The organism is Streptomyces roseicoloratus, from assembly GCF_004117935.1.
Lineage (GTDB): Bacteria > Actinomycetota > Actinomycetes > Streptomycetales > Streptomycetaceae > Streptomyces > Streptomyces roseicoloratus.
In genome coordinates this window covers 1-24,280 of record NZ_SDOY01000086.1, presented here as the reverse complement: position 1 = coordinate 24,280, position 24,280 = coordinate 1, and the positions used below count along the sequence as shown (strand labels likewise).

The 24,280-nt window shown below is 72.7% G+C and carries 15 protein-coding genes, 1 tRNA gene and 1 pseudogene; 8 read left to right on the top strand and 9 right to left on the bottom strand.

The features are described 5' to 3' along the window. Positions 1–113: 113 nt before the first annotated feature. The 4 genes and pseudogenes from ESG85_RS07230 to ESG85_RS07215 all read right to left on the bottom strand — a co-directional run bounded on the left by ESG85_RS07230 (position 114) and on the right by ESG85_RS07215 (position 3,730). Positions 114–1,088 (bottom strand): ribose-phosphate diphosphokinase, encoded by a 975-nt coding sequence (locus ESG85_RS07230; RefSeq protein ID WP_128977199.1) that lies wholly within the window; start codon positions 1,086–1,088, stop codon positions 114–116. A 120-nt stretch (positions 1,089–1,208) separates the two neighbouring features. Continuing rightward, positions 1,209–2,657: a bifunctional UDP-N-acetylglucosamine diphosphorylase/glucosamine-1-phosphate N-acetyltransferase GlmU gene (gene glmU / locus ESG85_RS07225; RefSeq protein WP_128977198.1), complete on the bottom strand. Its 1,449-nt coding sequence runs from the start codon at positions 2,655–2,657 to the stop codon at positions 1,209–1,211. 108 nt (positions 2,658–2,765) lie between these two features. After that, positions 2,766–2,840, bottom strand: a tRNA-Gln gene (locus tag ESG85_RS07220). 24 nt (positions 2,841–2,864) lie between these two features. Continuing rightward, positions 2,865–3,730: pseudogene (locus ESG85_RS07215) on the bottom strand (hypothetical protein). A 153-nt stretch (positions 3,731–3,883) separates the two neighbouring features. On the opposite strand from ESG85_RS07215, the gene ESG85_RS07210 reads away from it, so the two are divergent. Next, positions 3,884–5,284, top strand: coding sequence for a sensor histidine kinase (locus tag ESG85_RS07210; protein ID WP_128977197.1), 1,401 nt, complete (start codon positions 3,884–3,886; stop codon positions 5,282–5,284). An 87-nt stretch (positions 5,285–5,371) separates the two neighbouring features. On the opposite strand, the gene ESG85_RS07205 is transcribed toward ESG85_RS07210, so the two are convergent. Further along, positions 5,372–5,872 carry an SUKH-3 domain-containing protein gene (locus tag ESG85_RS07205; RefSeq protein ID WP_128977196.1) on the bottom strand — a complete coding sequence of 167 codons (501 nt, stop codon included), beginning with the start codon at positions 5,870–5,872 and terminating at the stop codon, positions 5,372–5,374. A 9-nt stretch (positions 5,873–5,881) separates the two neighbouring features. Next, positions 5,882–6,403, bottom strand: a complete 522-nt coding sequence (locus tag ESG85_RS07200; protein ID WP_128977195.1) for a YwqJ-related putative deaminase — start codon at positions 6,401–6,403, stop codon at positions 5,882–5,884. A 351-nt stretch (positions 6,404–6,754) separates the two neighbouring features. On the opposite strand from ESG85_RS07200, the gene ESG85_RS07195 reads away from it, so the two are divergent. The 3 genes from ESG85_RS07195 to ESG85_RS07185 all read left to right on the top strand — a co-directional run bounded on the left by ESG85_RS07195 (position 6,755) and on the right by ESG85_RS07185 (position 11,802). Beyond that, entirely contained in the window at positions 6,755–7,759 is a 1,005-nt protein-coding gene (locus ESG85_RS07195) for an SMI1/KNR4 family protein (RefSeq protein ID WP_128977194.1), read from the top strand. 7 nt (positions 7,760–7,766) lie between these two features. Beyond that, positions 7,767–10,775 (top strand): SUKH-4 family immunity protein, encoded by a 3,009-nt coding sequence (locus tag ESG85_RS07190; RefSeq protein WP_128977193.1) that lies wholly within the window; start codon positions 7,767–7,769, stop codon positions 10,773–10,775. 124 nt (positions 10,776–10,899) lie between these two features. Next, complete coding sequence (locus ESG85_RS07185; RefSeq protein ID WP_128977192.1) at positions 10,900–11,802, top strand: cellulose-binding protein; 903 nt, start codon at positions 10,900–10,902, stop codon at positions 11,800–11,802. On the opposite strand, the gene ESG85_RS07180 is transcribed toward ESG85_RS07185, so the two are convergent. Beyond that, on the bottom strand, positions 11,799–13,781 hold the full coding sequence (locus ESG85_RS07180) for an MFS transporter (protein ID WP_425471180.1): 1,983 nt from the start codon (positions 13,779–13,781) through the stop codon (positions 11,799–11,801). The genes ESG85_RS07185 and ESG85_RS07180 overlap by 4 nt on opposite strands. A 352-nt stretch (positions 13,782–14,133) precedes the next feature. Here ESG85_RS07180 and ESG85_RS07175 point away from each other — a divergent pair, with 352 nt between their 5' ends. From ESG85_RS07175 to mfd, 3 genes are all read left to right on the top strand, one after another. After that, positions 14,134–14,922, top strand: a complete 789-nt coding sequence (locus ESG85_RS07175) for an ABC transporter ATP-binding protein (RefSeq protein ID WP_128977191.1) — start codon at positions 14,134–14,136, stop codon at positions 14,920–14,922. Further along, complete coding sequence (locus tag ESG85_RS07170; protein ID WP_128977190.1) at positions 14,919–17,492, top strand: ABC transporter permease; 2,574 nt, start codon at positions 14,919–14,921, stop codon at positions 17,490–17,492. The genes ESG85_RS07175 and ESG85_RS07170 overlap by 4 nt, the downstream gene beginning before the upstream one ends. A gap of 516 nt (positions 17,493–18,008) precedes the next feature. Further along, positions 18,009–21,554, top strand: coding sequence for a transcription-repair coupling factor (gene mfd, locus ESG85_RS07160; protein WP_128977189.1), 3,546 nt, complete (start codon positions 18,009–18,011; stop codon positions 21,552–21,554). 52 nt (positions 21,555–21,606) lie between these two features. Here the strand turns inward: mfd and ESG85_RS07155 are convergent, their stop codons facing one another. Further along, positions 21,607–22,908, bottom strand: a complete 1,302-nt coding sequence (locus tag ESG85_RS07155; protein ID WP_128977188.1) for an SGNH/GDSL hydrolase family protein — start codon at positions 22,906–22,908, stop codon at positions 21,607–21,609. 98 nt (positions 22,909–23,006) lie between these two features. Beyond that, entirely contained in the window at positions 23,007–23,627 is a 621-nt protein-coding gene (locus ESG85_RS07150; RefSeq protein ID WP_128977187.1) for a TetR/AcrR family transcriptional regulator, read from the bottom strand. Between the two features lie 107 nt (positions 23,628–23,734). Here ESG85_RS07150 and ESG85_RS35780 point away from each other — a divergent pair. After that, on the top strand, positions 23,735–24,280 hold a 546-nt coding region (locus ESG85_RS35780; RefSeq protein ID WP_425471179.1), incomplete at its 3' end, for an SCO6745 family protein.

Sequence of the window (24,280 nt, the reverse complement as noted above, 5' to 3'; positions counted from 1 at the left end):
CCCAGGGAAGCGGCCCTTACTCACCACACCTCGCGCACAGCAGGGCCGTACGGCTCAGCGGACGCTCAGTGCTCCTCGAAGTCAGTGCTCCTCGAAGTCAGTGCTCCTTGAGCTCAGTGCTCCTCGAACAGGCTCGTCACCGAACCGTCCTCGAACACCTCACGCACCGCACGCGCGATCGTCGGCGCGATCGACAGCACCGTGATCTTGTCGAGCTCCAGCGAGCTCGGGTCCGGCAGCGTGTCCGTGAACACGAACTCGCTCACCTTCGAGTTCTTCAGCCGGTCCGCGGCCGGACCGGACAGGATGCCGTGCGTCGCCGTCACGATGACGTCCTCCGCACCGTGCGCGAACAGCGCGTCCGCCGCCGCACAGATCGTGCCCGCCGTGTCGACCATGTCGTCCACCAGGACACACACACGGCCCTTCACATCACCGACGACCTCGTGCACCGTCACCTGGTTGGCGACGTCCTTGTCACGGCGCTTGTGCACGATCGCCAGCGGCGCGTCCAGACGGTCGCACCAACGGTCCGCCACCCGCACGCGGCCCGCGTCCGGCGACACGATCGTCAGCTTCGTGCGGTCGACCTTCGCGCCCACGTAGTCCGCCAGAACCGGCAGCGCCGACAGGTGGTCCACCGGACCGTCGAAGAAGCCCTGGATCTGGTCCGTGTGCAGGTCCACGGTCAGGATCCGGTCCGCACCCGCCGTCTTCAGCAGATCGGCGACCAGACGGGCCGAGATCGGCTCACGACCACGGTGCTTCTTGTCCTGACGGGCATAGCCGTACGACGGGATGATCACGGTGATGCTCCGGGCCGAGGCCCGCTTCAGCGCATCGATCATGATCAGCTGCTCCATGATCCACTTGTTGATCGGAGCCGTGTGGCTCTGGATCAGGAAGCAGTCCGCGCCGCGCGCGGACTCCTGGAAGCGGACATAGATCTCGCCATTGGCGAAGTCGAACGCCTTGGTCGGCACGATGCCGACACCCAGCTGGTGTGCGACCTCCTCGGCCAGCTCGGGGTGGGCGCGGCCGGAGAAGAGCATCAGCTTCTTCTCGCCGGTCGTCTTGATCCCGGTCACAGCACTGTCTCCTCGACGGGTCTCTGGCCGCGAATCCCCGCGCTCCCGTGCGCGTGTGCGAGCCAGCCGAAATTGTGTGCACGTATCACGGTACGCCGAGTTCGACGTACCTGTTTCCGGTCAGCTTTCGCCTGCGGACTTCTCCATAGCGGCGGAGGCGGCCTGCGCGGCCGCGCTCCCCGGACGCTTACGGGCCACCCAGCCCTCGATATTCCGCTGCTGGCCACGGGCGACGGCCAGCGCGCCGGCCGGCACATCCTTGGTGATGACGGACCCGGCAGCGGTGTACGCGCCGTCCCCGACCGTGACGGGAGCCACAAACATGTTGTCCGAGCCCGTCTTGCAGTGCGAACCGATCGTCGTGTGGTGCTTCGCCTCGCCGTCGTAGTTCACGAAGACGCTCGCCGCACCGATGTTGGTGTACTCGCCGATCGTCGCGTCGCCGACATACGACAAATGGGGGACCTTCGTCCCCTCACCGATGACGGCGGCCTTCATCTCGACGTACGTACCCGCCTTGGCCTTCGCACCCAGAACCGTCTTCGGACGCAGATACGCATACGGGCCCACCGACGCGCCCTCGCCCACCACGGCCGAATCCGCCACCGTGTTGTCCACCCGGGCGCCACGGCCCACCGTGGTGTCCCTGAGCCGCGTGTTCGGCCCCACCACGGCATCCTCCGCCACATGCGACGCGCCCAGCAGCATCGTGTTCGGCAGCACCGTCGCGTCCGCCTCGAACGTCACCGTCACGTCCACGAACGTCGACGCCGGATCCACCACTGTCACACCGGCCAGCATCGCCCGCTCCAGCAGACGCCGGTTGAGCAGCACACGGGCCTCGGCGAGCTGCACCCGGTTGTTGATCCCCAGGATCTCCCGGTGGTCCACCGCCACCGACGCACCCACCCGGTGCCCCGCCTCGCGCAGGATCGACAACACGTCGGTGAGGTACTCCTCGCCCTGGCTGTTGTCCGTCCGCACCTTGCCCAGCGCGTCCGCGAGCAGCGCGCCGTCGAACGCGAACACACCGGAGTTGATCTCCCGGATCGCCCGCTGGGCGTCCGAGGCGTCCTTGTGCTCCACGATCGCGGTCACCGCGCCGGTGGCCTCGTCGCGCACGATCCGCCCGTAGCCGGTCGCGTCCGGCACCTCGGCGGTCAGCACGGTCACGGCGTTCCCGTCGGCCGCATGCGTCGCCGCCAGCGCCCTCAGCGTCTCGCCGGACAGCAGCGGCGTGTCGCCGCACACCACGACGACGGTCCCCTCCGGCGCCCGCCCGAGCTCACCGAGCGCCGTCCGCACGGCGTGCCCGGTGCCGTTCTGCTCCTCCTGCACGGCCGTCCGCGTCCCCGCGTAGTGCTCGTCCAGATGCCCCTTCACCAGCTCCCGCGCATGCCCCACGACCACGACCAGGTCCTCGGGCTCCAGCTCACGGGCGGCGGACACGACATGCCCGACGAGCGAACGCCCGGCGATCTCGTGGAGGACCTTGGGGGTCTTCGACTTCATGCGGGTGCCCTCACCCGCTGCGAGGACGACGACGGCTGCCGGGCGGTTGGCGCTCACGGGAATGCCCTTCGGCTTTCGGGTGGTGGACTTCCGAAGGATACCGGGGGGTTACGGGCGGGGAACGAGCACGGGTCCCGACCTGGAAGGTCGGGACCCGCGGGCAACTGGCTCCCCTGCCAGGACTCGAACCCGGACATAGGACTCCAAAGGTCCCAGTGCTGCCGATTACACCACAGGGGATAGCGAAGTCGACTAAATCGGACATCATGCCCTGTTGATCGAGTCGACGGCACCTACTATGCCGCACCACCAGCCTTCAATGCGACGGTACAACTCCGCACCTTGCAGGACGCGGATGACGAGACACCCCCGATAGTCGGGGCCGACGTTCTTCCGCACGGTCTTCGGGTTGTGCTTCTTGATCGTGGTCTTCTGGAAGGAGCTCGGGTCGACGCCGATCAGGTCGGCCCAGTACCGCTTCGCCCCCTCGGCGTCGGCGCTCGTGTGGATCATGACGCGGAAGGCCAATCGCCCGGGTTCGACCTTCAGCAGGCGCAGCCAGGCCAGGTACAGCCGGATGACACCCGGGTCACTGTTCACGAACTGGACGTTCTCCCGGCGGGCGTACGGCTTGTCCTTGGCTCCCTCCGCCCAGTAGAGGGCGGTGCCGACCAGCAGGAGCTCGCGCTCGCTCAGTGAGCCGATCTCCAGGGCGGCCGTCCTCTTGGTCTCCTGGCGCTTCGCGTCGCGGACCGCCAGCTCGTGCTCCCAGCGCTGTCGATTGGCGAGATCCTCGCCTGCTCGGCCGGGTCGCGGCGCTCCGGCTTCGGAAGGTCCCGTACCCACAGTGAGATCGAGCTCTTCGAGCAGCCGAGTTCGACCTGGATCTGGTCGTAGGTCATCCCTTGGAGGCGCAGCTCGCGGGCGCGGGCGCGGAGCTCGTCCTTGGCGCGGGGCCGGCGGGTCCAGTCCGGTGGGGGCTCGCCCTTGACCAGGCGGTGGAGGAGATCGTTGTTGTAGACCTGCAGGCGGTTGCGGATCTGGCGGAGGCTGAGGCCTTCGCGCCGCAAAGCGACGGCCTGGCGGCGGAGGCCCTCGAAGTCGGCATAGCGACTGGTTTCGGATGTCATGGGACGAGCGTCGTCCGGAATGCGGACGTCCGGGTCGAAAATGATGCCGATTCAACTGTTCGAGGGACTGGTGTCCACTCGTGTTGACGGGCGGCGCTCCCGGGGCGGTGGGAGGCGGGAAAATGGGTGGCCCTCGATCGTAGGGTGGGAGGCATGACCACAACGGGGGCGGACCGGGGCGCAGTGGGCGCGGGGAGTGCCGGGCGGAGCTGGTGGTGGTGGGGGAGACGGCGCGGTGTCGTGCTGGATGTCTCGCTGGCCGTGGTGTCGGCGCTGGAGTGCGGGCTCGAAGGGGTCGGGTTCGCGCAGGAGGCGTCGTTGCCTGTGCCGGTGGGCGTGCTGTTCGGGCTGGTCGTGGGGTCCGTGCTGTTGGTGCGGCGGAAGTGGCCCATCACCGTGGTGCTCGTCTCGATCGCCGTGACGCCGGCCGAGATGGGCTTCCTTATGGGGATCGTCGGTCTCTATTCGCTGGCCGCGTCCGAGGTGCCCCGTCGTTTCACCGCCGGTTTGGCCGGTATGTCGACGGTGGCCGTGTACATCGTGACCATGGTGCGGCTGCGCCAGGATGTCGCGCAGGCCGACGTGGACCAGCAGGACTTCGATCCGAGTGGCTGGTACGTGCCGGTCGTGTCGTTGTTCATGACGCTCGGGTTCAACGCGCCGCCGGTGCTTTTCGGTCTTTACATAGGGGCCCGGCGGCGGCTCATGGAGTCGTTGCGGGAGCGCGCCGACAGTCTGGAGCAGGAGCTCTCCCTTCTTGCGGACCGGGCGGAGCAGCGGGCGCAGTGGGCGCGGCAGGAGGAGCGCCGGCGGATCGCGCGGGAGATGCATGACGTGGTGGCGCACCGGGTGTCGTTGATGGTGGTGCATGCGGCGGCGTTGCAGGCGGTGGCGTTGAAGGATCCGCAGAAGGCGGTGAAGAACGCGGCGCTGGTGGGGGACATGGGCCGGCAGGCCCTGTCGGAGCTGCGGGAGATGTTGGGTGTGCTCCGGGAGGAGGTTCCCGCGGTGGTTCCGGTGGCCGGGCCGGCCTCGGTGGTGCCGCTGGCGGCGGTGGGTCGGGCGGCCGCGGCGGCTGCGGAGGCGGCTGCGGAGGGTGGGGACGGCGGGGACGGGGGTCGTCAGGGCGGGGCCGGTGGTGACGGGCCTTGTCTGGATGCCCTGGAGGCGTTGGTCGAGCAGTCGCGTCAGGCGGGTGCGGTCGTGGAGCTGCTGGTGACGGGTGAGGCCCGGCCGTACGGGGCCGAGGTGGAGCAGACGGCGTACCGGGTGGTGCAGGAGGCGTTGACGAACGTCCACAAGCATGCGGCGGGTGCCAGGGTCGTCGTCCGTCTCGCGCATCGGGAGGCGGAGGTCGCGATGCAGGTGGAGAACGGTCCGTCGGACGCGACGGTTGCCGACGCGGATCTGCCGAGCGGTGGCAACGGCCTGGTCGGGATGCGGGAGCGGGTGACCCGTCTGGGCGGTGTCTTCGTGTCGGGTCCGACGGAGGCGGGTGGCTTCCGGGTGAGTGCGGTCCTGCCGGTGCGGGAGGCCGCGGCGGCGGCCTCCTGAGCGTCCGGCCGGGTGGTTCCGGTCCTGCGGGGTCCCGGTCCTACGGGCCTGCCGCCGGGTCTCCTGGGTGGGCGGGGTGTTCCGGTCTTACGGGCCTGCCACCAGGCGGGTGGGTTGGGTGCCGGTGATCAGGGTGGCGAGGGCCGTGTCGATGTCGCGGCCGAGGTACCAGTCGCCGGTGTGGTCGATGCTGTACACCCTGCCCTCGGCGTCCATCGCGAGGACCGCCCGCTGTCCGTCGTCCTCGCCCTCCTCGCCCAGGGGGGCCAGCTCGGTGTCGAGGGCGCGGCCGAGGTCGCCGAGGGTGCGGGCCAGGTGGAGGCCGGCGAGGGGGTCGAAGCGGACGGTCGCGGGGGCTATCTGCCGGCCGTGGCCGGGTGCGGTGACGCGCAGCCCGCCGAATTCGGCCCAGGCCTCGACGACGGCGGGGAAGACGCTGTGCCGGTGGCCGCCGGCGGAGACGTGGCCGCGCAGGGCGTCGGCCCATTCCTCGGCGAGCTTGATGTCCCAGCGGCCGGGCTGCCAGCCGGCGTCGCGCAGTGCGGCGTCGACGTTGACCGGGAAGCGGGTGCTGTTCAGATCGGGCATGGGTGTCGGTCAGCTGTTCTGGGTGGTGGTCGGGTCGACCGTTCGGACTCCGAAGTGGGCCAGCATCGCCGTACAGGAGCGGCAGGGTGCGGCGTAGCTGCCGTGCAGCGGGTCGCCGTCCTCGCGGATGCGGCGTGCCGTGAGCTTGGCGTGCTTGAGGGAGCGGCGGGCCTCGCTGTGGGTGAGCGGCTTGCGCTGGGCGCGCTTGGAGCGGTTGTTCTCGGCGGCGCTGAGGTGCCGGGACAGCAGGATCGCCTCGGGGCAGCGGCCGGTGAACCGTTCGCGCTGTCCGCTGGTGAGGGTGTCGAGGAAGTCCTGGACGAGCGGGTGGAGGGTGGGCGGGAGGTCGCCGCGGGCGGCGGTGCAGGTGAGGGTTTCGCCGCGGACGGAGAGGGCCGCGCCGACGGTGGGCAGGATTCCGTCGCGGCGGTGACGCAGTAAGGGGGCCCGGTGGGTGTCGGCGTCGTGGCCCCAGCTGAGGCGTGGGTCACCCTGCGTGGGCGTTGGTGCTGGTGTGGCGCTTGCGTGCATGGTGCTGGTCTTCCCCTCCTGCAATCCCCCGAGTTGCGTGAACAGCCTGCCAAACTCGCTGCCCGATGGGGAAGCTGGGGCGCGGAAACATGCTTTCGGTGTGTCGGAATCATGGCGGTGCTGTCATGCCGTCGTGACAGTTGGTCACGATGGAGGCGGTGCAGGTGGCGGGCTCGGGGCGGGCCGGGCCGGGAGTTCCGGGCAGCGCTTAGGCTGTGCGGACCAGCCAGGGAAACAGAAGCAGTCAGGCCCTAGGCCGTTTCTTTCGGATCCGGGTCGGATAGGCCGCGGACCCGGGCGAGATCCAGAGGAAACGGCCTGGCAGCCACAGCCACTCAGGGGGCAACCGCCATGACGACAGGTCGGCTCGGCCAGGACACCGCGCCGCCGCCGAACGCGGCGTACGCCGGGCAGGTCGTGCACTTCCCGGACCCGGTCCGGGCCTCCCGTCACCCGCGAGGGGTACGGGTGGACGAGCGCGGCTACCCGGATTTCTCTCCGTACGCGCGCGCGGCGGCGGAGATCGCCGATCCGCCGGAGGGTTTCGGCGTCGACGAGCTGCGTCTGACGGACTACGTGTCGGCGAACGCGGCGCTCGCGGCGACGGGGCACGAGCTGTGGGACACGATCCCGGCGGTGGCGACGCCGCACGGCTGGACGTGGCACCACGTGGCGCACTCGCGCCGTCTTGAGTTGGTCCCGGTCGAGGTGAAGGCGCTGCTGCGGCACCACGGCGGGGTGGCGACGGCGTCGGGCGTGGACCAGTACAAGCGCGGCACGCGGCCGCTGCAGGAGACCCGGCCGGTGCACTTCGGGCTGCCGAAGCGTGTGGTGTCGGTGTCGGAGCAGCAGGTGCAGGGCGTGGAGGAGGACCTGGGCTACCGGCTGCCGGGGGCGTACCGCTCGTTCCTGAAGGCGGCGGGTGGTGCCGCTCCGGTGGGTACGGCGCTGGACGCGGAGCTGGGGCTCCTGGTGGACCAGCCGTTCTTCACGTTGCGCGAGGAGGCGGGGGTCAACGACCTCGTCTACGTCAACAAGTGTCTGCGTGACCACCTGACGAAGGACTACCTGGGCGTCGCGTTCGTGCAGGGTGGTCTGCTCGCGCTGAAGGTGCGCGGGGAGTCGGTCGGCTCGGTGTGGTTCTGCCCGTACGACGACGCGCGGGACGCCGGTGAGCTCGCGGCCGGCTGGACGGTGAACGAGCGGGTGGAGCGGTTGCTGCTGCCCTGCGGCGCGGATTTCGACGAGTTCCTGCAGCGTCTTGCGGGCAGTCCGCCGGAGCTGGAGACGGTGGCGAACCTGATGGTGGACGGCGGCTTCGCGCGTGCCGTGCCCGTGGTCCCGGTGGGGGAGTGAGCTGGCGATGGTGACGTTCGCGCAGGCGCAGGAGCGCGCCGAGGAGTGGATCAACGGCGACGTGCCCGCGTATCTGCACCGTGAGGTGCGGGTGCGGGAGTTCGCACGGGGTTTCGTGGTGTGGGCGGAGGACCGTGAGGAGGCGCCGACCTCGGACGGGGGACGGCAGCGCCTGGTCATCGCGCGGGACAGCGGTGAGGCCACGCTGTGGCCGGGGTTGCCCGTGGGCGAGGTGATCCGCCGTTACGAGGAGGAGTACGGGGCGGCCGTCGAGGCGGCTCCGGTTCCGGCGCAGTCGGCGCGGATCGACCTGAACCAGACGTCGTTCCTGCTGACTCCGCCGGAGTGGCTGCAGGAGGCGGCGGACAAGATCGGTCTGCCGCCGGTGGAGTCGAACGCGTCGCAGGCGAGCGCGGAGGCGTCGCCGGAGAGCGCGTCGTCGACGCCGGTGGGTGGGATTCCGGTGGCGTCGGGGTCGGATGAGGCTTCGGTGCCGGCTGCGGCTGCTGCTGGTGCGGGTGTGCCGGGTGTGTCGGATGTGCCGGGTGTGTCGGGGGCGGAGGCGGAGGCGGAAGCTTCGACGGTCGGCTCGGACGGCTCGGACGAGGCCGTCGCCCCGGCTTCGGCTTCCGCTCCGGCTCCGGCTTCGGCGTCCGCTTCGGCTTCGGATGCGGCGATCGATGCGGTGGCGGCGGGCGATTCCGCGTCGGCGACGGACTCGGTCGACGGCGGGGCCGCATCGGCCCCTGCCGCTGACGCGGCTCCGGAACCGGAACCGGAACCGGTCCCGGCGTCCGGTCCGGTTGCGGATTCGACGTCGGGGCCGGTGTCCGAGCCGGTCTCCCAGCCTGTTTCCGAGCCTGTGTCCGAGCCGGCTCCGGCCGGTGCTCCGTCGGCCGAGGCGTCCGACGCGCCGTGGTCGGTTCCGTCCGCCGCCGCGGCGGGTGGGCCGGTCGGCTACGAGCCGACCGCGAACGACGGCGTGCCCGCCCAGACCCCGCCGAGCCCCCAGGCTCCGCCCGCCCCCTCGGCTCCGTCGAGCCCGTGGGCGGATGCCAACGCGAGTTCGGGCGGTGCCGACGGTGCCGTACCGCTGCCGGCGACGGTGTTCGCGCCGCCGCTCTCGGGCGCGGACGACGAGGACGCGCCGCCGCCGGTGGTGGGTGCGGACGCGCCCACGGCGCTGATGAAGGGCGGCAGCGCGCTGCCGGCGACCGCCATCGCCCCGCGGCTGAACCTGGACGCCCCGCACGGTCAGGGCGGCGGCCCGGCGCTCCCGCCCCAGCCGTCGAACGCCCCGCACACCCCGGCCGCCCCTCCGGCGCCGCCCGCCCCGGGGACCCCGCCGCCGGCGCCGGCCGCTGGTCCCGGCGCGGCGGACATCGCCGACGCCGCGACGAGCAAGGCCACGACGCCGCCGCCCGGCGGCTACGTGCGCACCCAGCTGGTGTCGCAGCTGCCCGACGGCAGCTTCCCCGGCCTGGACCCCGCCCCGGCCCCGGCGGGTCCCGGTGCGCCGACGCCTCCCGGTCCGCCCGGGCCCCCGCCGCCGCCCGGGTCGACGCCTCCGCCGGCCGTGCACCACGCGGCGACGATGCTCGCCCGTCCGGACCAGATGGGTCCCGGCGGACCGGGTGCCCCGGGTGGCACCGCCGGTGGCCCTGGCGTGCCGCCTCCGCCTCCGCCGCCGGGTGTGCCCGGTGGCGGTACGCCGGCGGGCGGTGTCGCGCACGCGGCGACGATGCTGGCGCGTCCGGACCAGATGGGCCCGGGGGCGCCGGGTGCGCCAGGCACGCCGGGTGCCCCGGGTGGTACCGCCGGTGGTCCCGGTGTGCCGCCTCCGCCTCCGCCGCCGGGTGTGCCCGGTGGCGGTACGCCGGCGGGCGGCATCGAGCACGCCGCGACGATGCTGGCGCAGCCGAGCCAGATGGGCGGTCCCGCCGGGCCGCCCCCGCCGCCGCCTCCGGGTGTGCCCGCGGCCATGCAGGCACCGGTCGCGCCGCAGCCCGCCGCGTACGGCTACCCGCAGCCGCAGCCGTCGGGGATGCCGACGGTGGGGCCCGGCTACCAGGCCGTGCTGCGCTACCGCGCGCCCGACGGTTCGGAGCAGCAGATCATCCGCCGCTCCGCGCCGGGCACCCCGCACCCCGAGTGGCAGATCCTGCACGAGCTGCGCGCCATGAACGTGCCGCCGCAGCAAGTGCTGGAGCTGCACACGGAGTTGGAGTCGTGCGAGCTGCCGGGCGGCTACTGCGCGCGGATGATCCGGGAGACCTGGCCGCAGGCGCGGATCACCAACATCGCGCCGTACGGCCGTGATCACGCGGGCCGTCAGCAGGGCATGCGGCAACTGCTGACCCATCAGGGCGAGTTGCACCAGGTCGCGGACGGTCCGGCGCGGCCCGCGCCGGTGCGGGCGCCGCTGCCGCAGGTGCAGCCGGCCCCGCCGCTGCCGCCGGACGGGGTGGCGCAGGAGCTGGCCGGTGCGTTCGGTCCCGGCATCCTGCGCTTCGACCAGCGTGCGGTGTCGCGGCAGGGCGTGCCGGAGCTGGTGGCGGTGACGCTGGTGTGGTCGGGGCTGCCCGCGGACTTCGGGCCGTTCTTCTGGGCGCAGCCGGCGATGCCGGTGGTGCCGACGCTGGCGGAGCTGGCGGCGCAGCGGCAGGTGCAGCCGGCGGCGGACGCGGGCTCGTACCTGGTGCTCGGTTCGGACTTCGGGCGGGCGATCTGTGTCCAGTACGGGACGGCGAACATCGTGGCCGTCCCGGTGGAGGCGGGGCCCGGCGGGCAGTCGGTGCCGCCGCAGTTCGTGAACACCGGGCTGCCGGAGTTCGTGCGCTGTCTGGCGCTGCTGGGGCGGATGTGGCGGCTGCGGTTCGGTCTCAGCCCGGAGCAGGCGGGCCGCTGGACGGTCGATTTCCAGGCGCAGCTGGCCATGCTGGACCCGGCGGCGCTGGCGTCGCCGGAGAACTGGTGGTCGGTGCTCCTGGAGCAGATGTGGGACGGGCTGCTGTAAGGCGGCCGAACCGACCGGATGTGACGAAAGGCGCTCGACGTGTGTTCACGTCGGGCGTCTTTTGTCCGTTCTGATGGCGCATCCTTGATGTTTGAGGACATAAGGAGTCGAAGGGGCGTCAGGGATGAGTTTCTCCGTCGGACTGTTCTCCGGGGGACGCGGGCGCGGCTACCGGCCCGATCAGGTCGACCGCTACCTGTCCGCGCTGTCCGCCGAGCGGGACGGCGCACGGGAGCGGGCGGCCCGACTGGCCGTCGTCGCCGAGGAGATGGAGGCCGAGGCGATCCGGCTGCGCGAGGTGGTCGCCTCGCTCGCCCCGCAGCGCTACGAGTCCCTGAGCGAGCGGGCCCGCCGCATCCTGGAGCTCGCGGAGGCGGAGGACGAGGCGCTGGTACGGGCCGCGGAGGCGGATGCGCAGGCCCTCGCGGAGGCGGCGGCCGCGGCCGGCAAGGAGGCGGCCGAGGCGGCGGAGGCGTACGCGCAGGGCGTGACCGCGGCCGCCGAGGCGGCGGCGAAGGCCACCCTGAAGGAGGCCGCCGAGCGGGCCGAGGCGATCGTCACCGCCGCCCGCCGCGATGCCGAGGAGCAGCGCACCGCCGCCCGCACCGCCTTCGAGGCCGCCGAGCACGAGGCCGCGGCGCAGCTCGCGCGGCAGCGGGAGGAGCAGGCGGCGCTGCGGGACGAGGCCGAGCGCGCGGCGGCGGCGCTGCTCGCCGAGCAGCAGGCCCGGCACGACGGGCTCGTCGCCCGGGCCGAGGCGGCGCTCGCCGAGGCCGAACGGGCACGCGCCGAGGCCGAGGAGGCCGCCCGGCACCGCAGGGAGGACGCCGACGCGGAGGCGGCGGAACTCTTCGCCGCGGCCCGGCTGCGGCAGGAGCGGATCGAGCGCGAGACGGAGCGGGTGCTGCGCGAGCACGACGAGGCGCGCGACGAGATCCACTCCCACATGGAGCACATCCGCTCGTCGCTGTCCGCCCTGACGGGCCGCGTCACGGGCTCCGGGCCGACGGAGGACGACGACGTCTAAGGCCGCTCCGAGGCGGGGGCTCCCGCCTGCTGCTCCGTCCCCGCCGCCGCTCCCGTTCCTGCTCCCGGCCCCGTCCCCCTTTCCGCTCCCGGCCCCGTCCCCCTCTCCGCTCCTGCTCCCGTCCCCGTCACCGTGCCTGGCTCCGCCTTCGCTTCCGGCTCCGCCGTCGTTTCCGCTTCCGGCTCCTGGCCCAGGACCGGGAAGCGGCGCGGGGCGAGCGTGAGCAGGGCCAGCAGGGCGAGGGCGGCGGCGCCGGCCGCGCCCAGGTAGACGTAGTCGACGGCCGTGTCGACGGCGCGGCGCAGATGGTCGGCGGCCGGGCCGGTCAGCGCGCCGGGCGTCTCCAGGGCACGGAGCAGCCCGTCCAGGTCGGCCGCGGCGTCACCCGTATCCGTACCCGCACTCGCGCCCGTACCCGTACTCGCGCCCGTACCCGTGCTCGCATCCGCACCGCTTCCGCCGCCGAGACGGGCGGCGAGGACGCCGTTGGCGACGGCGCCGAACAGGGCGGCGCCGACGCTCTGGCCGACCTGGCGGACGAAGAGCACCGAGGCGGTGGTCGTGCCCCGCTCCTCGTACGGGACGGTCGACTGGACGCCGACGACCAGCGGCAGCTGGAAGAGGCCGAGGGCGCCGCCCAGCAGCAGCATCAGGAGCGCCGGCTGCCAGGGCTCGCCCGGGAACGGCAGCAGCGGGAAGGCCAGCAGGACCAGCAGGGCCAGGCTCATGCCGAGCAGGGCGGTCTGCCGGAAGCCGATGCGGCGGTAGATCCGGTTGGAGAACGCGGCCGACACCGGCCAGCTCAGGGTCATCGCCGACAGCACGAACCCGGCCGCGATCGGGCCGAGGCCGAGGACGGCCTGCGCGTACGTGGGCAGGAAGACGGTCGGCGCGACCATGAGGAGGCCGAGCGCGCCGAGCGCCAGGTTGACGGCGGCGATGGTGCGGCGGCGCCAGACCCAGCCGGGGATGATCGGTTCTGCGGCCCGCCGTTCGACGACGACCGTGACGGCGGCGAGCGCCGCGGCGCCGCCGAACAGGCCGAGGGACGGTGCCGAGAGCCAGGGCCAGGCGACGCCGCCCTGGACCAGGGCGGTGAGCAGGAGCGTCCCGGAGGCGAAGACGCCGAGGGCCCCGGCCCAGTCGACGGTGACCCGCGGCCCTTTCCCGGCCCCGGCCGCACCCCCGCCCCCGGCCACACCCCCGCCCCCGGCCACACCCCCGCCCCCGACCCCGCCCTTGGTCCCGACCCCGCCCTTGGTCCTGACCCCGGCCTTGGTCCTGACCCCGGCCCCGGCCGCGTCTCCGGAGACGCGGCCGCCCCGCCCGCCCTGCCCGCCCCGCCCCAGGCCGCCGCCCCCGCCCCGTACCGCCGTCGCCGTGCCCGGTTCCACCAGGTAGCGTGCCACCAGCCACAGGGCCGCCGCTCCGACCGGCAGGTTGACCAGGAAGATCCAGCGCCAGTCGGCGTAGCCGGCGAGCAGGCCGCCGGCCGCAGGGCCCGCCACCGACGCGGTGGCCCAGACCGAGGAGAGCCTGGCCTGGATGCGGGGGCGTTCCTTCAGTGGGTAGAGGTCGGCGGCGAGGGTCTGGACGGTGCCTTGGAGCGCGCCGCCGCCGAGGCCCTGGACGACCCGGAAGGCGATGAGCGAGCCCATGTCCCACGCGCAGGCGCACAGCACCGAGCCGGCCAGGAAGAGCACGATGCCCGCGAGGAGGACGGGCTTGCGGCCGAAGGTGTCGCTGAGCTTGCCGTACACGGGCAGGGTCACGGTCACGGCGAGGAGGTAGCCGGAGAACAGCCAGGAGAAGACGGACAGGCCGCCGAGGTCGCCGACGATCTGCGGGACGGCGGTGGACACGATCGTGCCGTCCAGTGCGGCGAGCGCCATGCCCAGCATCAGCGCGGCGACGACGGGTCCGCGTCGTGTGGTGTCCGTCCTCGGCGGTGCCGTCGCTCTCGTGGTCGCCTCGGACACCCCGGAACCCCTCTCCCGCCCTGGTGGGTTCTCTCCACCGTGACGGATGCCTCGTACATCCAAGTGCGCCCGGCTCAGCCTCTCACCCGTACCCAGGTCGGAGGAACCCCTAGGGGTTCCTCCCTCATTCAGCCCAGGGATGCTTCGTCCCGGCGGAGGACGAGACCGGGCCCCTCGCGTCCTTAGCTTGTTCTTACGGCGGCCCGGGCGGGTCCGGGGCCACGGCCCCGGAGGCCGGGCCCTGCGGATAACCCCCGGGCGAAGAGTGCGCCTGGCCCCAGTGCCAGGGCCCCGCCCGGCGACCAGACTCGAACGCGCCACCAGACGCGTACGACGACATAGGAGACGAACGGTGACTTCGGCTGTGACCATCCCCACGCACGGGGGCACGGGAGAGCAAACGGCCGTCGCCGCGCGGGCACGGCAGGTCGTCAAGGCCTACGGGTCCGGCGAGACGCGGGTGGTCGCGCTCGACCACGTCGACGTGGACATCGCGCGCGGGCGGTTCACCGCCATCATGGGGCCCTCCGGCTCCGGCAAGTCCACGCTCATGCACTGCCTCGCCGGGCTCGACACCGTGACCTCCGGGCAGATCTTCCTCGACGAGACCGAGATCACCGGACTCAAGGACAAGAAGCTCACCCGGCTCCGCCGCGACCGGATCGGCTTCGTCTTCCAGGCGTTCAACCTGCTGCCGACGCTCACCGCGCTCGAGAACATCACGCTGCCCATGGACATCGCGGGCCGCAAGCCCGACCAGGAGTGGCTGCGGCGGGTCGTCGACACCGTCGGTCTCGCCGGGCGGCTCGGCCACCGGCCCAACCAGCTCTCCGGCGGACAGCAGCAGCGCGTCGCCGTGGCACGCGCGCTCGCCGCCCGGCCCGAGATCATCTTCGGCGACGAGCCGACCGGAAACCTCGACTCGCGTGCCGGTGCCGAAGTCCTCGGTTTCCTGCGGCAGTCGGTCGACGAGCTCGGCCAGACCATCGTCATGGTCACCCACGACCCCGTCGCCGCCTCCTACGCGGACCGCGTGCTCTACCTCGCCGACGGCCGGATCGTCGACGAGATGCACCGCCCGACGGCCGAGGCCGTCCTCGACCGGATGAAGGACTTCGACGCCCGGGGGCGGACCTCGTGACCGTGCTCAAGACCTCCCTGCGCAACTTCCTCGCCCACAAGGGCCGCATGGCGCTCTCCGCCGTCGCGGTGCTGCTGTCGGTCGCCTTCGTCGCCGGCACCCTGGTGTTCAGCGACACCATGAACACCACCTTCGACAAGCTCTTCGCCACCACCGCGTCCGACGTCACGGTGAGCCCGAAGGACGCCGCCGCGGACGACGAGATCCCGCAGACCGGCCGCCCCGCGACCCTGCCCGCCGCCCTCGTCGAGCGGGTACGGAAGGCCGAGGGCGCCCGCAACGTCCAGGGCGCCGTCGTCTCGATGTCCGTCACCGTCGTGAACTCCCGCGACGAGAACGTCGGGCCCACCTCCGGCGGCCCGACCATCGCGGTCAACTGGACGCCCAACGAGCTGCGTTCCGTCGAGATCGCCTCCGGTCACGAGCCGCGCGGTCCCACCGAGGTGCTGATCGACGCCGGAACCGCCGAGAAGCACCGGCTGAAGATCGGTGACGAGCTGCGCACCATCGCCGTCACCGGCGACTTCACCGCGAAGATCTCCGGCATCGCCTCGTTCAGGATCACCAACCCCGGCGCCACCGTCGTCTGGTTCGACACCCCCACCGCGCAGCGCGGACTCCTCGGCAAGGAAGGTCTGTTCACGCAGATCGCGGCCGACGCCGCGCCCGGCGTCAGCGACGAGAAGCTGAAGGAGGCCGTCGCCGCCGAGATCGGCGCCGGCTACAAGCTGCAGACCGCGGCCGAGGCCACCGACGCCGGCCGTGAGGACATCGCCGGCTTCCTCGACGTCATGAAGTACGCGATGCTCGGCTTCGCCGGGATCGCCTTCCTCGTCGGCATCTTCCTCATCGTCAACACCTTCTCCATGCTGGTCGCCCAGCGCACCCGCGAGATCGGCCTCATGCGGGCCATCGGGTCGAGCCGCGGCCAGATCAACCGCTCCGTCCTCGTCGAGGCGCTGCTGCTCGGCGTCGTCGGCTCGGCCGCCGGTGTCGCGAGCGGCATCGGCCTCGCCGTCGGCCTGATGGAACTGATGTCCTCGATGGGCATGGAGCTGTCCACGCAGGACCTCACCGTCCGCTGGACGACCCCGGTCGTCGGCATCGTCCTCGGTGTCGTCGTCACCGTCCTCGCCGCGTTCGTCCCGGCCCGCCGGGCCGCCAGGGTCTCCCCGATGGCCGCGCTGCGCGACGCGGGCACGCCCGCCGACGGCAAGGCCGGCGTGGTGCGCGGCGTCCTCGGCCTCGTCCTGACCGGCGCGGGCGCCGCCGCGCTGTGGGCGGCGACCCGGGCCGACGAGGCCGGCGCGGGCTCCCTGTGGCTGGGCCTCGGCGTGGTCCTGTCGCTGCTCGGCTTCGTCATCGTCGGCCCGCTGCTGTCCGGTGGGGTCGTCCGCGTCCTCGGCCTGTTCGTGCTGCGGGTCTTCGGTCCCGTCGGCCGGATGGCCGAACGCAACGCGCTGCGCAACCCGCGCCGTACGGGCGCCACCGGCGCCGCGCTGATGATCGGGCTCGCGCTGGTCGCCGCCCTGTCGGTGGTGGGCTCCTCGATGGTCGCCTCGGCGACGGAGGAGCTCGACCGGTCCGTCGGCGCCGACTTCATCGTGCAGTCCGCCAACGGCCAGCCGGTCGTGCCGCAGGCGCAGGCCGCGGTCGAGAAGGTGCCCGGGCTCGACCACGTCACCGAGTACCGGTGGATCGACGTCACCGTCACCGACCCGCGCGGCAAGGCCGAGAAGACCGGCCTGGTCGCCGCCGACCCGACGTACGCGCAGGACGTCCGCCGTGACACCACGAGCGGCACGCTCTCCGAGGCGTACGGGCCGGACGCCATGTCCGTCGGCAGCGACTACGCGGCCGAGCACGGCGTGAAGGTCGGCGACAAGCTCACCGTGGCCTTCGCCGGCGGCGGGCGGGCGGTGCTGCGGGTCGCCGCGATCACGTCCGACGCCAACAACATCGACAAGACGGTGAAGTACACGAGCCTCGCGACGGCGGAGAAGTACGTGCCGGCGGAGAAGATGCCCAAGAGCATGATCGTCTTCGCCACGGCGAAGGACGGGCAGGAGGCGGCCGCGTACCAGGCCCTCAAGGACGCCCTGAAGCCGTACCCGCAGTACAAGGTCGCCGACCAGGCCGACTACAAGAAGGACCTCCAGGACCAGGTCGGCCAGCTCCTCAACATGGTCTACGGCCTGCTGGCCCTCGCGATCGTCGTGGCGGTCCTGGGCGTCGTGAACACCCTCGCCCTGTCGGTCGTCGAGCGGACCCGCGAGATCGGCCTGATGCGTGCCATCGGCCTCTCGCGCCGCCAGCTGCGCCGCATGATCCGCCTGGAGTCGGTCGTCATCGCCCTCTTCGGCGCCCTCCTCGGCCTCGGCCTGGGCCTGGGCTGGGGCACGGCGGCCCAGAAGCTCCTCGCCCTGGAGGGCCTGGGCGTCCTGGAGATCCCCTGGCCCACGATCACGGCGGTCTTCGTCGGCTCGGCCTTCGTCGGCCTCTTCGCCGCCCTGGTCCCGGCCTTCCGGGCGGGCCGGATGAACGTCCTGAACGCGATCGCGAGCGAGTAGCGAACGGTGGGCTTCCCGGGGGCCACCCGGGAAGCCCACCGGCAGCCGGGCGCCCCACGGGGGTGGGCGCCCGCGATGACGACGGCTCCGGACCCGGACGCGCACGGGCTTCGTCCTGGGGGATGCCGACGACTGTGCCTTCGGCCTGGCGGGCCTGGAGGACGGGCCGGCGCCGGCCCGTCCTCCAGGCCCGCCCATCGCTGCTCCAGCTCGTTCAGCTCCGTCGGGTCGACGAAGACGGCCGCGGCCTGACCGTGGTCCGTGACGGTGACGCGTTCGCGGGCGTACGCCGTCCGGCGGACAAGGGAGCCGCGTGTGCACGGGCCCCGGCGATGGGGAACGTGGCACTCGTGTACACGACTGAACGTGGCACTCGCGTACACGACTGTACGGTCGGCCGTGTCGTGGCGATCCCGCCGACGAGTGACCGTCCGTGCGTCGTCGTAGGCTGGAGGCCCCGGCCCGTGAGACGTGTCGGGTCGTTCGCGTTGCCCTCTCGCCGGGATGGACCCCTTCATGAGCCTGCACGGTCTGCTGGACGCCGTCGTCAAGGACGCCGCACTCACCGAAGCGGTGAAGGCCGCCAAGGACGGCAACCGCACCCATGTCGACCTGGTCGGCCCGCCCGCCGCCCGGCCCTTCGCCGTCGCCGCGCTCGCGCGCGAGGCCGGCCGGCCCGTGCTCGCGGTCACCGCGACCGGCCGCGAGGCCGAGGACCTCGCGGCGGCGCTGCGCTCGCTGCTCGACCCGGACACCGTCGTCGACTACCCGTCCTGGGAGACCCTGCCGCACGAGCGCCTCTCGCCCCGCTCCGACACCGTCGGCCGCCGCCTCGCCGTGCTGCGGCGCCTGGCCCACCCGTCCGCCGACGACCCGGCCGCCGGGCCCGTCAGCGTCGTCGTCGCGCCCGTCCGCTCCGTGCTGCAGCCGCAGGTCAAGGGTCTCGGCGACCTGGAGCCCGTGGCCCTCAGGAGCGGCCAGACCGCCGACCTGGAGGAGATCGTCGCCGGGCTCGCCGCCGCCGCGTACTCGCGCGTCGAGCTCGTCGAGAAGCGCGGCGAGTTCGCCGTGCGCGGCGGCATCCTGGACGTCTTCCCGCCCACCGAGGAGCACCCGCTCCGCATCGAGTTCTGGGGCGACGACGTCGAGGAGATCCGCTACTTCAAGGTCGCCGACCAGCGCTCCCTCGAAGTCGCCGAGCACGGGCTGTGGGCGCCGCCCTGCCGCGAGCTGCTGCTCACCGACGACGTCCGCGCCCGTGCGCGGGAGCTCGCCGAGGCCCACCCGGAGCTCGCCGAGCTGCTCGACAAGATCGCCGAGGGCATCGCCGTCGAGGGCATGGAGTCCCTCGCCCCCGTTCTCGTCGACGACATGGAACTGCTGCTCGACGTCCTGCCCGCCGGCTCCATGGCCGTCGTCTGCGACCCGGAGCGGGTCCGTACCCGGGCCGCCGACCTCGTCGCCACCTCGCAGGAGTTCCTGCAGGCCTCCTGGGCGGCGACGGCCGGCGGCGGCGAGGCCCCGATCGACGTCGGCGCCGCCTCGCTGTGGGGCATCGCGGACGTCCGGGACCGGGCCCGCGAGCTCGGCATGATGTGGTGGACGGTCTCGCCGTTCGCCGCCGACGAGGCCGGCACGACCGTCGACGAGGCCGACACGCTGAAGCTCGGCATGCACGCCCCGGAGTCGTACCGCGGCGACACCGCCCGGGCGCTCGCCGACACCAAGGGCTGGCTGGCCGACGGATGGCGCACGGTGTTCGTGACGGAGGCGCACGGTCCGGCGTCCCGCACCGTCGAGGTCCTCGGCGGCGAGGGCATCGCCGCCCGGCTCGACGCCGACCTCGCCGATCTCTCGCCGTCCCTGGTCCACGTCGCCTGCGGCGCCATCGACCACGGCTTCGTCGACGAGCACCTCAGGATCGCCGTCCTCACCGAGACCGACCTGTCGGGCCAGAAGGCCGCCGGCAAGGACGGCCAGCGGATGCCGGCCAAGCGCCGCAAGACGATCGACCCGCTGACCCTGGAGGCCGGCGACTACATCGTGCACGAGCAGCACGGCGTCGGCCGCTACATCGAGATGGTGCAGCGCACCGTGCAGGGCGCCACGCGCGAGTACCTGCTCGTCGAGTACGCCCCCGCCAAGCGCGGCCAGCCCGGCGACCGCCTCTACATCCCGACGGACCAGCTGGAGCAGGTCACCAAGTACGTCGGCGGCGAGGCCCCCACGCTGCACCGGCTCGGCGGCGCCGACTGGACGAAGACGAAGGCCCGTGCGAAGAAGGCGGTCAAGGAGATCGCCGCCGACCTGATCAAGCTGTACAGCGCCCGCATGGCGGCGCCCGGCCACGCCTTCGGCCCGGACACCCCGTGGCAGCGGGAGCTGGAGGACGCCTTCCCGTACGCGGAGACGCCCGACCAGCTGTCGACGATCGCCGAGGTCAAGGAGGACATGGAGAAGTCGGTCCCGATGGACCGGCTGATCTGCGGCGACGTCGGCTACGGCAAGACGGAGATCGCGGTCAGGGCCGCGTTCAAGGCGGTCCAGGACGGCAAGCAGGTCGCCGTCCTCGTGCCCACCACGCTGCTCGTGCAGCAGCACTTCGGCACGTTCAGCGAGCGCTACGGCCAGTTCCCGGTCAACGTCCGCGCCCTGTCCCGCTTCCAGACCGACACCGAGGCGAAGGCGACGCTGGAGGGCCTGAAGGAGGGCTCCGTCGACATCGTCATCGGCACCCACCGCCTGTTCTCGTCCGAGACGAAGTTCAAGGACCTGGGCCTGGTCATCGTCGACGAGGAGCAGCGCTTCGGCGTCGAGCACAAGGAGCAGCTGAAGAAGCTCCGCGCCAACGTCGACGTCCTCACCATGTCCGCCACCCCCATTCCCCGCACCCTGGAGATGGCGGTGACCGGCATCCGCGAGATGTCGACGATCACCACGCCGCCGGAGGAGCGGCACCCGGTCCTCACCTTCGTCGGCCCGTACGAGGAGAAGCAGATCGGCGCCGCCATCCGCCGCGAACTGCTGCGCGAGGGCCAGGTCTTCTACATCCACAACCGGGTCGAGTCCATCGACCGTGCCGCGGCCCGCCTCCGCGAGATCGTCCCGGAGGCGCGGATCGCGACGGCCCACGGCCAGATGTCCGAGCAGGCCCTGGAGCAGGTCGTCGTCGACTTCTGGGAGAAGAAGTTCGACGTCCTCGTCTCGACGACGATCGTCGAGTCCGGCATCGACATCTCCAACGCCAACACCCTGATCGTCGAGCGTGGCGACAACTTCGGCCTCTCGCAGCTGCACCAGCTGCGCGGCCGCGTCGGCCGTGGCCGCGAGCGCGGCTACGCGTACTTCCTGTACCCGCCGGAGAAGCCGCTCACGGAGACGGCCCACGAGCGCCTCGCGACCATCGCGCAGCACACCGAGATGGGTGCGGGCATGTACGTGGCGATGAAGGACCTGGAGATCCGCGGCGCGGGCAACCTGCTCGGCGGCGAGCAGTCCGGCCACATCGCGGGCGTCGGCTTCGACCTGTACGTCCGGATGGTCGGCGAGGCCGTCGCCGACTACCGCAAGTCCCTGGAGTCCGGCGGCGCGGAGGAGGAGCCGCCGCTGGAGGTCAAGATCGAGCTCCCGGTCGACGCGCACGTGCCGCACGACTACGCGCCGGGCGAGCGGCTGCGCCTCCAGGCCTACCGCGCCATCGCCTCCGCCGACTCGGAGGACGACATCAGGGCCGTACGGGAGGAACTCACCGACCGCTACGGCAAGCTGCCCGAGCCGGTGGAGAACCTGCTCCTGGTCGCCGGCCTGCGCATGCTGGCGCGGGCGTGCGGCGTCGGCGAGATCGTCCTGCAGGGCCCGAACATCCGCTTCGCTCCGGTGGAGTTGCGCGAGTCCCAGGAACTCCGCCTGAAGCGCCTGTACCCGCGCACGGTCATCAAGCCGGCCGTCCACCAGATCCTGGTGCCGCGCCCGACGACGGGAAAGATCGGCGGGAAGCCGGTGGTGGGCCGCGAACTGCTGGCGTGGACGGGGGAGTTCCTGGCGGAGATCCTGGGGTCGTGAGGGTCACCCGGTCGTTGCGGCCGTTCGGGCCGCAACGGCCGTTCGCGCCGGCTTACAGCTCGTCGAGGTCGAGGGCCTCGGCCATGGCGCGGTAGCCGGCGTCGTTCGGGTGGAGGTGGTCCTCGGAGTCGTACGCCCTGCGGATGCGGTCCGGGTCGGCCGGGTCGGCGACGGCCCGGTCGAAGTCGACGACGGCGTCGTACGCGCCCGAGGTGCGCACCCAGGTGTTGAAGGCCTTCCGCTTGGCCTCGTTCTCCGGGGTGTCGTAGAAGGAGCCCTTGATCGGGGTGAGGGTCGCGCCGACGACCTTCAGGCCGTGGGCGCGGGCCTGTCGGATGAGGGCGCGGTGGCCGTCGATGAGCCGGTTGACCGACACCTCGGGCGTCGGGCCGCCGGGGAAGGCCGGGCCGCTGCCGCCGAAGTCGTTGATGCCCTCCAGGAGGATCACCGTGCCGACGCCCTTCTCGGTCAGCACGTCCTTCCGGAAGCGCGTGACGGCGGCCTCGCCGGCCCAGGTGGTGTCGTTGGTGACCTGGTTGCCGCCGATGCCGTGGTTGAGGACGGCGTGCGGGCGACCGGTCGCGGCGAGGCGCTCGGCGAGCTCGTCGGGGTAGCGGTTGTCGGCGTCGGGGGCGGAGCCGACGCCGTCGGTGAGGGAGTCGCCGAAGGTGACGATGCCGTCGCGGCGGGCGGCGCCGCGCGGGCCGCCGGAGACCTCGACGCCGGAGAGGTAGTACCAGGAGGTGCTGGTCTCGGTGAACGCCTTGCCCGAGGTGTCGGCCCGGTGGTCGCCGGCGGCCCGGTGGCTGGTGGCGGACGCGAAGTGGTGGAAGGTGGCCGGGCCCGTCGGGCCGGCCAGGTAGAGCGTGACGGTGACCGATTCGAGCGCCTTGGTGCGGAACGGCACGCCGTCGCTGAGCAGGGTGCCGCCGGCCGGCACGGTGACGGAGCCGCGGCCCGCGAAGGTGAGCGTCCGGACCGAACCGGGCACCACGGCGCCGCCCTCGGCGGTACGGGCGACCGTCGCGCCGGTCACGCGCAGCGGGGTGCTGCCGTAACGGTTGGTCAGCTCGATCCGTGCCTTGGTGCCGCCGGAGGTCAGCCGCACCGACTGCCGGACGGTCTGGTCGGCGAAGCCCCGCAGGGACCAGTTCTTCGCGTCCTCGAAGGGCTGGGTGGGCGCCTGCGGGGACGCGGCCCAGGCGCCGCGCCAGGCGCCGGCGGCGGTCGGTGCGGTGGCGGCGCTCGCGGTCTCGGCGGTGGCGGTGGCGGTGCCGGCGGTGGCCGGGATGGTGGCGAGGGCCAGGGTGGCGAGCAGGGCGATGCCTGCTCGCCGGAGGGTGCTGGTGGTCATGTGCTGATCGCTTCCCCGTGGTCGTCTGTGCGGACGACAGGGCTCAAGTTCGTATCAGCTTCAACTATTCCCGGGTGAGTAGGTAATCTGGCGGAGGGTCAGATTCCGTTACGGTGCTGCCCGTTGAACGTGCCGTCCCGGCCGAAGGTCAGGCCCGCGAGCGCGTGGAAGAGCTCGCCCGGGTCGCGGCCGGCCAGGGGCTCGTCCAGGTTGTGGGTGAGGAGCAGGGTCGCGAAGCCGTGCGCCAGGGACCAGGCGGCGATGCCCGTGGTGCGCGGGTCGGTGCCGGCGCCGTCGGCGAGGTCGGTGACGCCCGCGCGGAGTTCGGCGGAGGCGCGCTCCTTGGCGGCGAGGAGTCCGGGGTCGTCTGCGCGGTGGAGGGCGGGCTCGAACATCACCCGGAAGTGTGCGGGGTGCGCGGCGGCGAAGCGTACGTAGCGGACTCCGCGTTCGCGCAGGTCGGGGGCGTCGGCGAGGGCGCGCGCGAGGAGGTCGTAGCCCTCGGCGGCGATGGCGGTCAGCAGGCCGGTGCGGTCCTTGAAGTGGTGCGCGGGAGCGGCGTGCGAGACGCCGGCGCGGCGCGCGAGGTCGCGCAGGCTGAGGGCGCCGGGACCGTCGCTCGCGATGACGTCGAGCGCGGCGGCGAGGACGGCCTGGCGCAGATCGCCGTGGTGGTAGGCGCGGCGGCCGGCGGTTCCGGGGGAGTGCTCGGTGGTCATGCTCAGCAGCGTACGCGCAATCTAGGCATTGACAAGTTCGGTCGACGCGAGGAATCTAGTCACTGACAAGATGAGTGTGAGGGACCGAAGAACCGAGGGAGAACGTCATGGACGCCGCGATGGGTGAGACCTCGACCGCGAACACCTCGACCACGGAGGGCCTGACCGTGGAGGGCCTGACCACGGAGGGCCTGACAGCGGAAGGCCAGGCCGCGGGCGGGAACACCGTCGCCGCCGCCCCCGCCCCGGCCCGAGACCAGGCTCCCGCCGCCGCAGCCGCGGATTCCGCGACCGCCCCCGCCCCCGCCCCGGCCCGGATCCGCCAGATGTGGCACCTGCTCGAACCCCTGCACGCGGTGCTCTACTACGCGCCCGAGGCCGTCGACGAGGCCGCCTCCCTCGGGTACGACGTCTCCGAGCGCTGGCCCGGCTACTTCGCCCTCCGCGCCGCCGCCCTCGGCCCGGCCGGTGCCGAGCGGGTCGCGTCCGCCTTCTACAGCTTCAGCCCGGCGATGGTCGGCCGGTACGTCCCCGCCGCCTGGGAGGTGGCGGCTCCCGCCGACGTGCTCGCCGCCCGGCTGCGCGCCGCCGACCGCACGTACCGCGCGCTCCTCGGCGACGACGTCCTCGCGAGCCCGGAGCTCGCCGAGGCC

Coding starts and splice junctions, on each gene's coding strand:
- ESG85_RS07195 (WP_128977194.1), top strand. CDS start 6,755: ATGACGACAGGTCGGCTCGGCCAGGACACCGCGCCGCCGCCGAACGCG.
- mfd (WP_128977189.1), top strand. CDS start 18,009: ATGAGCCTGCACGGTCTGCTGGACGCCGTCGTCAAGGACGCCGCACTC.
- ESG85_RS07150 (WP_128977187.1), bottom strand. CDS start 23,627: ATGACCACCGAGCACTCCCCCGGAACCGCCGGCCGCCGCGCCTACCAC.
- ESG85_RS07205 (WP_128977196.1), bottom strand. CDS start 5,872: ATGCCCGATCTGAACAGCACCCGCTTCCCGGTCAACGTCGACGCCGCA.
- ESG85_RS07185 (WP_128977192.1), top strand. CDS start 10,900: ATGAGTTTCTCCGTCGGACTGTTCTCCGGGGGACGCGGGCGCGGCTAC.
- ESG85_RS07210 (WP_128977197.1), top strand. CDS start 3,884: ATGACCACAACGGGGGCGGACCGGGGCGCAGTGGGCGCGGGGAGTGCC.
- ESG85_RS07190 (WP_128977193.1), top strand. CDS start 7,767: ATGGTGACGTTCGCGCAGGCGCAGGAGCGCGCCGAGGAGTGGATCAAC.
- ESG85_RS07155 (WP_128977188.1), bottom strand. CDS start 22,908: ATGACCACCAGCACCCTCCGGCGAGCAGGCATCGCCCTGCTCGCCACC.
- ESG85_RS07200 (WP_128977195.1), bottom strand. CDS start 6,403: ATGCACGCAAGCGCCACACCAGCACCAACGCCCACGCAGGGTGACCCA.